This window comes from Nostoc sp. DSM 114161, from assembly GCF_052692665.1.
The window spans coordinates 6,576,631-6,591,174 of record NZ_CP195141.1 but is presented as its reverse complement, the minus strand read 5'-3'; the positions used below and the strand labels follow the sequence as shown (position 1 = coordinate 6,591,174).

15 protein-coding genes are annotated in these 14,544 nt (G+C 42.6%); 10 read left to right on the top strand and 5 right to left on the bottom strand.

The genetic code is table 11. From position 1 onward, the window contains the following. Together NSTC745_RS27775 and NSTC745_RS27770 are read left to right on the top strand one after the other, a co-directional pair. Positions 1-4,557 carry a PAS domain S-box protein gene (locus NSTC745_RS27775; RefSeq protein WP_445633864.1) on the top strand — a complete coding sequence of 1,519 codons (4,557 nt, stop codon included), beginning with the start codon at positions 1-3 and terminating at the stop codon, positions 4,555-4,557. A 264-nt stretch (positions 4,558-4,821) separates the two neighbouring features. Beyond that, positions 4,822-5,256 (top strand): orange carotenoid protein N-terminal domain-containing protein, encoded by a 435-nt coding sequence (locus NSTC745_RS27770; RefSeq protein WP_445633863.1) that lies wholly within the window; start codon positions 4,822-4,824, stop codon positions 5,254-5,256. Positions 5,257-5,505: 249 nt separating this feature from the next. Here NSTC745_RS27770 and arsC read toward each other — a convergent pair whose 3' ends face one another. The 4 genes from arsC to NSTC745_RS27750 all read right to left on the bottom strand — a co-directional run bounded on the left by arsC (position 5,506) and on the right by NSTC745_RS27750 (position 7,894). Then, positions 5,506-5,901: an arsenate reductase, glutathione/glutaredoxin type gene (gene arsC / locus NSTC745_RS27765; RefSeq protein ID WP_445633862.1), complete on the bottom strand. Its 396-nt coding sequence runs from the start codon at positions 5,899-5,901 to the stop codon at positions 5,506-5,508. A gap of 6 nt (positions 5,902-5,907) precedes the next feature. Continuing rightward, positions 5,908-6,342 carry an ArsI/CadI family heavy metal resistance metalloenzyme gene (locus tag NSTC745_RS27760; RefSeq protein WP_445633861.1) on the bottom strand — a complete coding sequence of 145 codons (435 nt, stop codon included), beginning with the start codon at positions 6,340-6,342 and terminating at the stop codon, positions 5,908-5,910. Positions 6,343-6,355: 13 nt separating this feature from the next. Beyond that, positions 6,356-7,066 (bottom strand): MIP/aquaporin family protein, encoded by a 711-nt coding sequence (locus tag NSTC745_RS27755; protein WP_445638705.1) that lies wholly within the window; start codon positions 7,064-7,066, stop codon positions 6,356-6,358. A 159-nt stretch (positions 7,067-7,225) separates the two neighbouring features. After that, positions 7,226-7,894 carry a TetR family transcriptional regulator gene (locus NSTC745_RS27750; protein ID WP_445633860.1) on the bottom strand — a complete coding sequence of 223 codons (669 nt, stop codon included), beginning with the start codon at positions 7,892-7,894 and terminating at the stop codon, positions 7,226-7,228. 150 nt (positions 7,895-8,044) lie between these two features. Here NSTC745_RS27750 and NSTC745_RS27745 point away from each other — a divergent pair, with 150 nt between their 5' ends. The 3 genes from NSTC745_RS27745 to NSTC745_RS27735 are packed head-to-tail and all read left to right on the top strand — an operon-like array spanning position 8,045 to position 10,054. After that, entirely contained in the window at positions 8,045-8,836 is a 792-nt protein-coding gene (locus tag NSTC745_RS27745) for an SDR family NAD(P)-dependent oxidoreductase (RefSeq protein ID WP_445633859.1), read from the top strand. 4 nt (positions 8,837-8,840) lie between these two features. Continuing rightward, positions 8,841-9,404, top strand: coding sequence for an antibiotic biosynthesis monooxygenase (locus tag NSTC745_RS27740; protein ID WP_445633858.1), 564 nt, complete (start codon positions 8,841-8,843; stop codon positions 9,402-9,404). 59 nt (positions 9,405-9,463) lie between these two features. Continuing rightward, on the top strand, positions 9,464-10,054 hold the full coding sequence (locus tag NSTC745_RS27735; RefSeq protein WP_445633857.1) for an isochorismatase family protein: 591 nt from the start codon (positions 9,464-9,466) through the stop codon (positions 10,052-10,054). Between the two features lie 128 nt (positions 10,055-10,182). On the opposite strand, the gene NSTC745_RS27730 is transcribed toward NSTC745_RS27735, so the two are convergent. Further along, positions 10,183-10,506 (bottom strand): ArsR/SmtB family transcription factor, encoded by a 324-nt coding sequence (locus NSTC745_RS27730; RefSeq protein ID WP_445633856.1) that lies wholly within the window; start codon positions 10,504-10,506, stop codon positions 10,183-10,185. 317 nt (positions 10,507-10,823) lie between these two features. On the opposite strand from NSTC745_RS27730, the gene NSTC745_RS27725 reads away from it, so the two are divergent. From NSTC745_RS27725 to NSTC745_RS27705, 5 genes are all read left to right on the top strand, one after another. Then, positions 10,824-11,765 carry a chromate resistance protein ChrB domain-containing protein gene (locus tag NSTC745_RS27725; RefSeq protein ID WP_445633855.1) on the top strand — a complete coding sequence of 314 codons (942 nt, stop codon included), beginning with the start codon at positions 10,824-10,826 and terminating at the stop codon, positions 11,763-11,765. A gap of 112 nt (positions 11,766-11,877) precedes the next feature. Further along, positions 11,878-13,059, top strand: a complete 1,182-nt coding sequence (locus tag NSTC745_RS27720; protein ID WP_445633854.1) for an MFS transporter — start codon at positions 11,878-11,880, stop codon at positions 13,057-13,059. A 127-nt stretch (positions 13,060-13,186) separates the two neighbouring features. Continuing rightward, positions 13,187-13,372: an antibiotic biosynthesis monooxygenase gene (locus NSTC745_RS27715; RefSeq protein ID WP_445633853.1), complete on the top strand. Its 186-nt coding sequence runs from the start codon at positions 13,187-13,189 to the stop codon at positions 13,370-13,372. 15 nt (positions 13,373-13,387) lie between these two features. Continuing rightward, positions 13,388-13,828 (top strand): chromate resistance protein ChrB domain-containing protein, encoded by a 441-nt coding sequence (locus NSTC745_RS27710; RefSeq protein WP_445633852.1) that lies wholly within the window; start codon positions 13,388-13,390, stop codon positions 13,826-13,828. Positions 13,829-14,002: 174 nt separating this feature from the next. Beyond that, positions 14,003-14,467, top strand: coding sequence for a cupin domain-containing protein (locus NSTC745_RS27705; protein WP_445633851.1), 465 nt, complete (start codon positions 14,003-14,005; stop codon positions 14,465-14,467). Positions 14,468-14,544: the final 77 nt, after the last annotated feature.

Below are 14,544 nucleotides of genomic sequence, written 5' to 3'. Positions count from 1 at the left end.
ATGAGCGTCAAATTACTGGAAAAATTCTTGATGGTGCGCTCTCGCTCATTAACTTATGGCGTGATGATTTTGGCGGTAGTAGTTGCCCTAATTATGGCGCGATTATTACAGCCAGTATTCGATCCGAGCGTGTTTACCTTTTTTTATGCTGCCGTGGCTGTTAGTGCGTGGTATGGTGGCATGGAAGTGGGAATGTTAGCGATCGCTTTATCTGCCATAGTCGCCTTCTACTTTCTCATTGAGCCAGTCTACTCCTTCGAGATCCCAAGCTTGAGCGTTTTGGTACGATTAACAACTTTTTCACTTGTCTCTTTCTTAATTACTGCACTTTTCTCCGAATTACAAACTGCTAAAAGCAAAGCAGAGTCAAGTCTAAAGTTGTTACAAAAGAGCGAAATGCGGTTTAGCCGACTCGCAGAATCTAACATCATTGGAGTCATTGTTAGCGACCTCAACGGTCAGGTTATTGAGGCCAATGATGCCTTTTTGAAGATGGTGGGTTACACGCAAGAAGATTTGTCTGCCAACGAAATCGACTGGCGGAAGATTACCACGCCGGAGTCTCTGATTTTAAGCGAGCATTGCGTCGAAGAACTGAGAACCAGCGGAGTTTGTAAACCTTTTGAAAAAGAATATATTTGCAAAGATGGTTCCCACGTTCCGGTTCTGCTTGGTTCTGTCCTCGTAGAAGACGGTCAAGAAACGGTTATTGGTTTTGTTGTTGATTTGAGCGAACGCAAACAAGCTCTATCGGCATTACAGCAAGCCAATGAACGGGTGACGCGTACTCTAGAAAGCATGAGCGATGCTTTTGTCAGTTTAGACCGAGATTGGCGAATCATCTACCAAAATGCTGAAGCAGAGCGAATTAACGGCAAATCCCGCACACAAGTCGTTGGTAACTGTCACTGGGAAGAATGGCCCGCGTCAGTAGGCACAAATCTTGAGCTACAATACCGACGAGCGATGGCAGAACAAATTCCCGTCCACTTTGAGCATCATTATTACTTGCCATCCGAATGTGACTTGTGGTTGGAGATTCACGCTTACCCTTGTGAAGATGGTCTTGACATTTTTTTTCGTGACATCAGCCAACGCAAACAAGTAGAACAAACTCTGCGTGAAAAAGAGGAACGCGTGAGGCTAGCTAACGAGCGTTTCGAGTTAGCCGCCGCTGCGGTCAATTGTCTGATATATGACTGGGATATAGAGCAGGATCGGGTTGAAAGAACCGATGGTTTAACCCGAATTTTAGGCTATCCCCTCGATATTGCAAAAACAAATGGTAATTGGTGGCGTCAGCTTGTCCATCCAGAAGATTTACAACGTGTAGAAACTCAAGCGGGGGTTGCGTGGTCAAATGGCGATCGCTACACTGCTGAGTATCGAATTCGCAACCAAGATAATCAGTATGTATATGTGCTAGACCAAGGAATAGTCGTCAAGCGAGATGCTGACGGGAAGCCGCTACGCATAGTTGGCAGCACTACAGATATTAGCGAACGCAAACAGATAGAAGCAGCACTCCAAGAACAGGAGAGAAAATATCGTTATATTTTTGAAGCCGCAGGGGTGTCAATTTTTGAAGAAGATTTTTCTCTAGTCAAAGCAGCCCTTGATGATTTGAAAGCCCAAGGTGTAGAGAATTTTCGCGCCTTTTTTGCCGAACACCCTGAATTTATTCAACAAGCCGTTGACATGGTGAAAATTGTCAACGTGAATAATGCAGCTGTGCGAATGTTTGGGGCTGAAAATAAAAATCAACTTTTGGTTCCACTCGATAAAATATTCGTACCGGAAGCTTTAGAAGTATTTGTCGAAGAATTGCTAGCAATTACTAATGGGGAAACTTGCTTAGAATCAGAAACGATTCTCAAAACTCTCCACGGAGAACGTCTCAACGTCCTGTTTACAATTACCTTTCCGCCAGAAAATGCTAAATTTGATAGCGTGTTGGTAAGCATCATGAATATCACTGCTCGCAAGCAGGCAGAAGCCGCAGTTAAAGCTAGTGAGGAGCGGTTGAGGAGTTTTGTCGAAGCGAATGTAGTCGGGATTATATTTGGCGATGTCGAAGGTAGCATCAATGAAGCCAATGACGAGTTTCTGCGAATTGTTGGCTATAGCCAAGAGGATTTGCAAGCTGGCAAACTACGGTGGACTGATATCACGCCACCAGAATATTTTTATTTAGACGAACTGGCCATTGCCGAAGCCAAGTCTAAAGGAGCTTGTACTCCTTATGAAAAAGAATACATTCGCAAAGATGGTTCTCGCGTACCCGTTGTCATTGGCTACTCTTTGTTAGGAGAATTTCGGCACAAATCAGTAGTATTTATTCTTGATATTAGCGAACAGCAAGCTGCGCTGCGCGATCGCCAGCAAATAGAAAAAGCCTTGCACCAAAGTGAAGAACGCTTTCAAGCTTTTATGGACAACAGTCCCGCCGCAGCATGGATTACAGATACAGACGGACGCATACTTTATCTCAGCCCGACTTATTTCCGTACATTTGAATTAGCAACAAACAACGCTATTAATAAAAATATTTTTGAGCTATATCCGGCTGAAATTGCTCAGCTATTCTTGAATAATATAAAAATAGTTGCCGAGACGAATAAGGTGTTGGAAGCCATTGAATCTGCCCCGCGTACAGATGGCAGCCTTGGCGAATTTTTAGTATACAAGTTTCCTATTGCAGATGTGTCTGGGCAACGCTTGGTAGGAGGAGTTGCAGTTGACATTACCGAACGCGAACGCGCCCTTCGAGAACGCGAACGAGCAGAAAAAGCCTTACAAGAGCGTAGTGAAGGACTGAAGTTGCTGTTTGAAACCGCCAGCGATTTGCTCTCAACCGATCGCCCCTTGGATTTGATGAACAGCTTGTTCGGTAAACTCTCGGCGCAGATGGATTTGGATTTTTATTTCCACTATCTGATTGAAACCCACGAAAATAAACAGAAACTTCATTTGGTCGGTTGGAACGGCATCACTGAAGAAGTATTTCAAGCAATTGAATACTTGGAATTTAATCAAGAAATGTGCGGATTAGTAGCCCAAGAACGGCGTCAAATTGTCGTCAACAATCTGCTGCACTCAAACCATCCCAATGCATACATCCTTCAAAGTTTGGGAATTACAGCCTATGCAGGCCAACCGTTAATTGCTCAGGGTAAACTGCTGGGGGTACTCTCCTTTGCCAGTCGCACCCGTACCCACTTTACCCCAGAGGAAACTGCTTTACTCCAAGCAACTTCGGATCAGGTGGCGGTTGCTTTGGAACGTTTTGAATTAATGGCTTCATTACAGCGACGAAAAGAGCAATTAATTCAAGCTAACCGCATTAAAGATGAATTTTTAGCAGTTCTTTCGCACGAACTTCGCACGCCATTAAATCCCATCCTGGGATGGTCAAAGATGCTGCAAAGTAGAAAGTATGACGCAGCAACCACCGCTCGCGCCCTGGAAACCATTGAGCGTAATGCCAAGCTGCAAACTCAGCTAATTGAAGATTTGTTGGATGTTTCTCGGATTTTGCAAGGCAAACTGAGCTTAAATATTGCTCCGGTGAATTTGGTAAGTGCGATCGCCGCAGCTTTGGAAACCGTGCGTTTAGCTGCCCAAGCTAAATCTATCAATTTGCGATTTGTGATTTTAGATTTGGCATCAGAAAATACTAACAGAAATTTAGCATCCATTGAGTTTAATAAACAACCCGACAATCTCAAATCTCAAATTCAAGTGGTGCTGTCGGCGCACCAAGGCTACGACTCAAAATTCCTAGTGGCGGGCGATTCAGTCCGTTTACAACAGGTAATCTGGAATTTGCTCTCCAATGCTATTAAATTCACACCCCAAGGGGGACAAGTAGAAATCAGTTTAGCCTGTGTTGATTCTCAAGCTCAACTCCAAGTATGCGATACAGGCAAAGGAATTAACCCCGATTTTTTACCATTCGTCTTTGACTACTTCCGCCAAGCTGATGGTGCAACTACCAGAAAATTTGGGGGTTTGGGGTTAGGATTGGCGATTGTTCGTCACATCGTCGAGTTACATGGCGGTACAGTTCAGGCAGAAAGTTTGGGTGAAGAACGAGGAGCAACCTTTACAGTCATGTTGCCGTTGATTAAAGTTAATCTCAACGATCGCGAGATTGATAGACAATCAGATGATTTGCCCGATTTAAGCGGGCTGAAAATTCTCTTGGTGGATGATGAGCGCGATACGCGAGAGTTGATTGCTTTCATTCTGGAGCAGTCTGGGGCGATGGTAACGCAGGTAGGCTCGGCTGTGGAAGCACTACAAGTTCTGCCTGAGTTCCAGCCAAATCTGCTCCTGAGTGATGTGGGAATGCCGGAAGTAGACGGCTATATGTTGATCCGCCAAATCAGAGATATGCCGCCAGAACTGGGAGGGAAAATTCCGGCGATCGCTTTAACCGCTTATGCAGCCGAAATCGATTATCAACAGGCAATTGCCGCCGGATTTCAACAGCATATCACCAAACCTGTGGAGCCAGCGAAGTTAATTAGAGCGATCGCTAACCTGATTTGCTGATTCAACTGCTTTCCAAAGAGGTAACAGGCAAAGGTGAGGTTTGTGCTTCCAGATACAAGTTTTACAAACCCATACTTTGAAGAGAGCATTTTTGTAAGTAGCAATTTGAGGTATCTACGATCTGTCTTGTGTAGTGAATGCTATTCATACCATAAGTAGAGATATTCATCTCGATTGGTTTGTTAAGTTTAATGAAGTATTGAGATTAAGTTTTCTCAATCACTTGGGCAATCGAGAGTAACTTTAACTTCTTTGGAGTTTTGTATGACTTATACAGTTGACGAAAAAACAAGACCAGCTTTAGAAACCTTTCGCCGCTTTGATGTAGATACTCAACTAGGCATACTTTGGTTTGGTTACCTAGATATTAAAGACCAGCTACAACCAGCACCTCCTGAAAGTGTAGAAGTTCCTGGAAAAGCAGTATTTGACCAAATTCAAGCTTTGTCTAAAGAAGAACAACTGCAAGCACAACGCGACCTAATTACAGGTGCAAATGATATCGGCCGAGGCTATAAGGAACTGATTCCTAACTCTAGATTGGTAGTTTGGCTGTTGTTGTCAAAAGGTATAGAAAATGGAACCATCATCGGAGTACCATCTGACTATCAATTACCAAGTGAAACCGATGAATTTGTAGCACAAATTAAACAGCTAGACTTTGAGCAACGGATTAGTTTCTTGCTGAGTGCCGTATAATCTAATAGATTAACTCATACCATTTTGAATGTTGGATTTGTGTTAATCTATCCCATTCATTTTTCAAATTGGTATCAGCCCAGCAATTTTTAAAAGTTTTAAATCATTGGGAATAACTGAAACAGTTTGTTTCGTTTTAGTTCAGAATAATGCAGAGATGCTAGCCTCTGCATTATTCCCAATTTACAATGATGTAGAGACGTTGCAATGTAACGTCTTATTTTGCTGATATTTGTTTGTGAGATAAAATTAATTTAGAGAATCAATTAACTTTAAAACTCGTTCTTTCACTTCATCCCGAACGCGGCGAAAAACTTCAATTGGTTGTCCTTCTGGATCGTCCAGTTGCCAATCTTCAAACACATCTCGTAACACCCATTCTTCGGGTAAATTAACGCCACACCCACATAATGAAATCACAGTATCATAATCTTTAGCTTGGAAATCACTTAAAGCCTTTGATGTTTGATTGCTAATATCAATGCCAATTTCTGACATAATATCAACAGTTTTTGGGTCTACATGACTTGCTTCCAACCCCGAACTACTAACAGAAATTTTACCCGATCCTAATGTCCGAGCAAAACCTTCTGCCATTTGCGATCGCCGTGAATTTTTCTTACAAACAAACATCACCTTTTTCATCACTTATTACCCACAACAAAGCTTACTCACAGCTTGTCCCACCGCCACATTTTTTTCTGCCGCCGTATCTCCTACCTTCACCACAAACACCTCCCAACGGTTGCCATCTGGATCTGTTACCCAAACTTTATCTTGCAAAGCGTAGCAACAATCAGTATTATCTTCAGTAAATAATGCTAATCCTACATCTGTAAATCGCTGCACAGCCGCTTGTACTTCTTGCGTACTTTCTACTTGTATCCCCAGATGAGACAATGCACCACCAGATTGCACATTGTCAGTTAAATTCAATGTTAAATTTAAAGCTGGATTAGGAATATCAAACTTAGCATAGTCAACTTTATATTTAATAGGCTCAACACCAAACATTGCCTGATAAAATGTCACAGACTTTTCAATATTGGTAACATTGAAAGCTACATGAGTTTTCAAAGTTGCCATAAAATTTGCTCCTTTATTCTTTGAAATCACGAAATCCATAAGAAAGCTGTCGATATACTATCACTGCTAATTGCGCTCCTAAAATCGGCGCAACCCAATAAACCCAATGATGTTGCCAAATTCCTCCCACCAAAGCTGGGCCAAACGAACGCGCCGGATTCATACTCGCACCAGTAATCGGCCCCATAAATGCTGCTTCCATTCCCACCGTCAACCCGATCGCTATTCCAGCAAAACCAATATGGGCGCGTCGGTCTAATCCCGAACCCAAAATTACGAACATTAATATAAAACTGAGAACAAATTCCAACACCAAAGATTGCAACCAATTACCATTTAGCGGTATCGTCGCCCCCAAATTGGCAACTCGCCCCAAACTCATTAGTAGTAAAGTTGAAGCGGCGATCGCCCCCACTAACTGCCCTAAAATATACGGTAAAACTCGCTTTTTTGAGAAAAAACCACTACTCCAAAACGCCAATGTTACCGCCGGGTTGAAGTGTGCATCGCTAATGTGCCCTAAAGAGTAAATCAACGCAGCAACAACAGCACTAAAGACAAAGCTGATACCAATGTGTGTAATTGCGCCTTGGCTGAGGTAGTTCGCCATCACTGCACCAGTACCGGCAAACACTAAAATAAAAGTGCCAATTCCCTCTGCTAAAACCTCTCGCCAGCAAGATACCAGCGATTTAGTTACCCAAATCTGCAAACTTGACTCCATGCCTGTTGCAGGCATACCAACGCTCTACATTTCAAAAAAATTTGATGTATTAATATTATTTCAAAAAAATTTGATATGTCAAGCAGGCTCCCTGCCCCCCTTGCCTACACAGCGATTGTATTTTTTAATTGGAAGTCCCTTGTGTCCCTACGATTATCTCTACGCAAGATTCCCGACTTCTATTGAATCTGCGCGTACACCTGCTAAAACAAAATTTAACGCTTCTTGAGAATGTTCCTCTAACATACCTTTACTTAGCATTCGCTTTCCCGGCCACAGATGCTTGACATTTTCATAGGCTGCTACATAGAACACGCAAGTTCCGATAATATTAACTGCCATGTGTCTCGGATCTAAAGGACGAAAAACACCTTCTGCAATTCCTTGCTCCAAAATCGTAATTAACTTGCCATATATTTGTTCTATCGACTGCTTTGGATAGTACTTTCCTCGGTTCTGAATGGCTTCTAAAAATAAAATCGAAGGAATGTTCGGGTTTTTTGATGTTTGTTCTAAAAACAACTGAGTAAAACTCTCTAATGCTGCTTGGGGCGGTAGTTGCTCTAAATTCAACTGTACAATTTCATCAAGCGGCTTGATAAATGCTCGGTTGAGAACTTCCTGATATAACGCTTCTTTATTTTGATAGTAGTAATAAATCATAGTTTTCGTAACACCTGTCTGAGCTGCAATCGTCTCCGTGCGAGTAGCAGCTAATCCAGCGATCGCAAATTCTTTTTCCGCCGCATCCAAAATCCGTGCCTTTGTCGCTTCTGCATCGTGTACCGACGATGAACGTTTACTTTTTGCTGGTTGAGAACTAGGCATATCAATGAAAAACTAACTAACTAGTAAGTTAGTCTAGCTCATCAAAACCCTTATATTACAAAATATTGGCAAGTTTTTACATCATCACCTGTTGACAGAGATTGATAGTCATTATAAACTTACTTACTAGTAAGTAAGTTTTAGTGTTATATGAATAAGCTGTCTCAGGTAGAAACTGACCTAGCAACAACAAAGTTAATGGCAAACCGAGTTGCCTTAGTAACGGGTGCTAGCCGAGGTATAGGTGCGGAGATTGCAAAATTGTTCGGTAGGCATGGTGCGGCGGTTGGCGCGAACTATTACAGCAACGAAGCGGCTGCACAATCAGTTGTAGATGCGATTGTTGCTGAAGGAGGTAAGGCGGTGGCTGTGAAAGCCGATGTCAAAGACCCTCGCCAAGTTGAAGTTATGGTGCAGCAGGTAGTGGAAGCCTTAGGACCAATCGACACCCTTGTATTAAACGCGGCTGGTTCCTTTAAAGTTGCACCATTTACCGAATATAGTTGGGAGGACTTTGAGGCAAAACTTTTGGGCGAAGTGAAATCTACATTTCATCCAGTAAAAGCAGTCGTTCCGGCAATGATAGAACAAAACAAGGGTTGCATCATTGTTATGAGTTCCGAATATTCCCGTTTTGCAGGTCAAGGGTTTTCTGCTCATAGCACGGCGAAGTCAGCATTAGATGCTTTGGTGAAAAGTTTAGCCTTTGAGTTAGGGCCGCATGGTATCCGAGTAAATGCTGTATCTCCAGGTTTGACTATAACAGACGCTTCTGCATTTGTTCCTCAAGAACGTAGAGATGCGATCGCTCAAATGACTCCCCTAAGAAGAATCGGTGTGCCTGAAGATATTGCTAGTGCTGTGCTTCTTTTGGCATCAGAACACAGTAGGTTTATTACTGGAGCCTACCTACCTGTAAATGGTGGCATTTTTATGCCTTAAGAAAATGAACAGCCCTAAATTTACTGAGCATCACGTCACAGCTGTAATTACTCATTTAGTCAAACCGGGACGAGAAGAAGGATACGAAGAATGGATGCGAGGAATTATTCCTGTTGCGAAAACATTTCCAGGACATATAGGAGTAAACATCCTACGACCTGAGAAGAATCTGCATCCGGAATATATTATTGTTCTTCACTTTGACAATCAAGAGAATTTACAAGCATGGCTAGATTCAGATGTGCGTCACGAGTGGATTGAACGAGCCAAGCCTCTAATTCAAACATCAGAGAACGTGCAATTTCTCACTGGTTTAGAAACTTGGTTTGTCTTGCCAAGAGAAGCACCAAAGCTTCCTCCTAAACTTTACAAGATGGTCTTACTCTCCTGGTTTGCGGTGTTTGTGACACTATCAACTGTGAGATATTTCCTCAAACCTTTAGTTGCCTATCTCCCTGAATTACTAGGGCAAATCATCATAATTGGGATTGTTGTTTGCATCCTTACCTACGTTATCATGCCTCAGTTAACTCGATTGTTCTACAAATGGCTGTACCCAAATTCCTAAATGGAATAAAAGCTGTGCAAATTTTGTTTTGTATTCATTAAAATTCGCCAGGAAAAAAGATGAGCGATAAATTTACATCTGATAATTCAGTCATGCTTTTAATCGACCACCAAGTTGGAACGATGCAATTGATTAAGAATATTCCCTTGGAGGTTGTGAAGCGAAATACCCTCGCTTTAGCCAAAACTGCAAAAATTCTCAACATTCCAGTCCTACTTACTAGTAGTCAGGAACAGAATGTTCAAGGTGCGCTGATGCCTGAGCTACAGGACATTTTACCTGAAGCTTTTGCAAAACGGATTAAACGGGCTGGTCTTGTGAATGCTTGGGAAGATATTAACTTTAAGCAGGCAGTGGAAGAAACTCAACGCAAAAACATCATCATGGCAGGCGTGACAACAGACGTTTGCCTAGTCTATCCAGCAATTAGCGCCCGCCATGAAGGATATAATGTCCAAGCTGTGATGGATGCTTCTGGCTCACCCTTCGACATTTCCGAGGAGATGTCTAGACGTAGAATGGAGCGTGAAGGAGTTGTGTTAACAGCAACTAATACGCTAATAGCTGAACTGGCTCAAGATTGGAGTCGCCCAGAGGGAAGCCAATTATTGCAGGTTTTGTTTGAGGATGTTCTGCCTAAGATTGGATAGTAATACTAATTCGTAATTCGTAATTCGTAATTCGTAATTGAGAAATTCAGATTCATTTGGGTTTTAAAGTTTGAAACTGTTGCCCAATTTTGGAGAATTGGTATGAGTTTTAGCCACCACTAGGTTTATTACTCGCAGCAAGGACGCGCAGATATAGCTGGATTATCTTGGTGGAAATTTGACAAATATTGCTCTAAAACGCTAAATTGCAGCAAATTCAACCTGTAATAAATCCAGCGTCCTTCCTGACGCGAGTTAACTAAGCCAGCTTCCTTGAGGGTTTTCAGGTGAAAGCTTAATTTCGACTGACTAACCCCCAAGGTTTCGCATAAATCGCACACACAAAGTTCTCGCTGTCGTAACAGTTCCAGCACACTAATCCTGAGAGGATCGGAAAGGGCGTGAAAGCCCGCAGCAATTAAATGAGGAACAGTGACAGCGGGAGTTTGCATGAATGAAATTTTGATAAGGTGATGCTATCTTTATTGTGAACTAGAAAATATAGCTTAGATGCCCAGACGCGCAGCAGCTTCTCGTCAGACATCGCTGTTGAACAGCACCAGCGATCGCTTTAGCAAATAATATCCAAGTCATCAACGCAGATAGCCGGGCGATCGTACTTCAAGCAAAGAAATAAGGGACTTCCCTAATACAGCAGAATTCAAACTTAAAGTAAAACCGTATTACGCAACTGGCACAATCAGTATCATGTAACGGTGAGATACAAATAAAAATTATTACTTTTAGATATCAATAGAGGTATTGACAGTTGAGTTGGATAGTTTTTTGTTACTCTCTTCCCTCCAAGTCGTCTTCTAGTCCTCGTGTAACGCTGTGGCGACGGCTGCGACGAATTGGAGCCATCTCTCTGAAAAGTAGTATTTACGTTCTGCCCGATCGCGATGAGTGCATTGAATCGTTCCAATGGCTGGCGCAGGAAGTACAACAAGCAAAGGGAGAAGCTTTAGTAATGCGAGTGGAACGATTTGAAGGACTAGCAGATGAAGAAATTATCGAATTATTTCGTCAAGCTAAGAGCGAAGAGTATCAAGAAATTGAAGCTCTGGCAATGGAATTGGAAAAGTCTATAACTTCCAACTCTAGTTTAGAAGACCGTAGCAGTTTGCTGGAAACTTTAGAAAAACTGCGAAGACAACACAGCGAAATTGCTCGTGTGGACTTTTTCGATTGTGTTGATGGACAACGCCTAACAATTATCTTAAACCGTATTGCTCAAGCCCTCTCTGCAACTTTATCTCAAGCCTTAGAGATTCCCCATCAAGCCATTGCTGAATACCAGAATAAAAGATGGGTTACAAGACCCAGACCATATATAGACCGTCTCGCCTGTATTTGGCTAATTCGCAAATTTATCAATCCCCATGCCGAAATTCGATATTCTCATGAGGTTGCACCTGATGAAATTTCCTTTGAAATGAAAGATGCCATATTTGGACATTGTGGTAACCTTTGCACCTTTGAGGTGATGGCTAGAACCTTTGGCTTGAATAAACCGGGAATACAAGCGCTCGCAGAAATTGTACATGAAATTGACCTCCAAGATAGCCAGTATGCGCGTCCTGAAACCCCAGGAGTAGATGCTCTTTTGCAGGGCTGGTTTTTAGCAAAACTTTCTGATGCTGAACTAGAAACCTGTGGAATCAAACTATTTGAGGGTTTATATGCAGTGTTCTCCAAACAGCAGGGTTAATTGTCGCTACAAAGATTTTAAGTATTGTGTAACAGTAGTTGCAATTTAAAGAAATACCTATTACATTAAAAAACACATTTCCAGAGACTTTATCCCCACTCATGCTTAGGCAATGAAGTATTCTGCATTTCTAATGCTGTGTTCGGTTGGGGGATTGGCAATTTTCAGCTCGACGATTGCTAAAAACCCAGTCTTGCCAATTTTGGCTCAAACATTGGGTGCAAATCCGGCGACAATCGGAGCGATCGCCGCCGCCTCGACGCTAACTGGCATTCTAGTTAGTTTTCCAGCAGGCTTACTGAGTGACTATTGGGGTAGAAAGCCCTTGCTATTATTGGCAGGAGTAGTATTTTGCACCGCGCCTTTAGCTTACTTGTTAGTTTCTACCCCTTGGCAATTGGCACTGGTGCGGGTATATCACGGACTGGCAACGGCAATTCTCGGCCCGGTGGCAATGGCTTATGTCACTGATTTAGCCCCTACCCATAGAGGAGAGCGATTAGGCTGGTATTCTTCTTTTACATTGGCGGGAAGAGCGATCGCTCCCATAGTCGGCGGTTTACTTCTCAGCATTAGCACTTGGCAATCTGTGTATGTAGTCTGTGCTATTGCAGGGATTTTGGCTCTACTGGGAATTAAACTGCTGCTTAACCAAACTCAACAGACAAATCGTCATCGAGAAGCTAGGCAAAAGCTAGCTTTAAATCGAATAGCAATTGGTAATATTTTGTACCATCGTACAATTCTCCTGACCAGTTTGGTAGAAGCTGCCCAATTCGGAGCTTTTGGTGCGGTTGAAGCTTTCTTACCCTTATATGCATTGAGTGTTGGTATTGATAAAGCTGCTGTAGGATTGGTGTTTAGTAGTCAGGTTGGTGTCAAGGTACTGGCTCGTCCCTTCATGGGTCGAATCAGCGATTGTCATGGACGCAAGCAACAAATTATCTTGGGTCTGCTACTGGCTAGTGTATCAATGTTTCTCTTTTGTCAAGTTAAAACAGTACTTTTACTAACATTAATTTCTGGAGTGTTTGGATTGGGGATTGCGATCGCCTCTGCTGCTACATCGGCCTTAGTTGCAGATTTGGCTCCAGCAAACAGCCGTGGCACTGCATTGGGAATTATGAGCGCGATTATGGACGTAGGTCAGGCCAGCGGCCCGCTTTTGTTGGGACTCCTCCTGATGTATACCTCTTATCAAATCAGCTTTAGCGTAGTTAGCGGATTACTTTTAGCTACTGCTGTGCTTTTTACTTTGACAGCAAGAGATATTTCTGCAAAATCGGAGGTTTGAAATGGTTGTCTCGCCACCAAAACCGCTAGTCTGCGTTCGTACTGTCGAGATCCCGAAAGAAAACGAACAAGCTTTCTTTGATTGGATCGAATCTAATCGCTAATTAAGGCAACGATACGGCATTCTTATGGAGCGAATTCTTCAGCCTACTGACGGAAAAGGGGACTGGTTAATTATCACAATGTGGGAGAGCGAAGAAAAATTTGAGAAGTGGTTAGTTGCAAAAGAAAAGCCAGCAGTTGATACTTCTGTTGGTCATGCTCTGGTCAAGTTTGGCAAAATCAAACGCTACGACACTCAGGCTGGTTATTAAGAGGAAAACCTGTATATGAAATGGGTAACGCGCAGACAAATTCGAGTCAATCGGCTAGCAACTGCTTGGTTAATTCAGCGATTTGTAGATCGAGAAGCGGAGTTTGTTTTTGTAGAACCAGACCAAGTTGCCGAATTTCAACAGTCCCATCATGCCATTGGTTTTGATGCACCTGGAGCCAAGTATGCTCATGACAAAGGTATTACCTCCTTTGAGCAGATTATCCAAGATAATGCCTTGAGCAATGCCGTGTTAGCTGAATTGGCCGAAATTGTTCACGCTGCCGATATCCCAGGAGCTATTGACCAAAGAGCAGAAGCTAGTGGACTCAGAGCAATTAGTCATGGTTTTCCCTTAGTGACTGGCAACGACCATGAAACTCTCGAAAAAGCATTCTTCATCTACGATTCTCTGTATGCCTACCTCAAAGCACTTCAGGAAAATCAATTGAAGTAGAACATTGAAGAAGAATTCAGAATTCAGAATTCAGAATCAAGATGCGACGCTCGAAGACTCGCTAACGTTACGCTATCCGCCAGTCGGTCGCCAATATCCAACTGAATTCTGACTCCTGACTCCTGAATTCTGTTTTGATAAAAGTTTTTCATCAAATTTAAGGAGCAATTAGCAATGCAAACCGAAATTACCAATGAAATTGGTTTGATTCCCATACAAGCTGATACCAGTCTTTTAAAAGATCCGAAAAAATTCAGCAATGGCGACCTTAAAACCCTCAAAGATATAGCTCAGTTCAACCCTCGTTTCTTTGTTCGGCGGCGGATTTTCTCTACTGACTCCATGCACTTTAATATCTACTGCATTGAGCCAGGACAATCCAACCCATTACACAAACACTCAGGAAGTGACGAAATTTGTTACTTTGTGCAAGGAACAGGAGATGTGATTGTTGGTAATGAAATTGCGGCTGTTGAACCCGGAGACTGCGTTCACATTCCTAAAGATGTCGGACATGAAATCATCAATACTGGTACAGAAAAAATGATTGTAGTTTTAGCTCAGTCCCCTCTTCCTTGTGCCCATGAGAAAGTGCCCAACCCGCCGACAGAATTTCACCGAGTTAATTTAAGCCGTTGAATTTTTGCATCGTCGGACTTACGCGCTGAAGCTTGAAACGTAGATCCCCCTTAGCTCTTTTTATACAGTAGGTAACT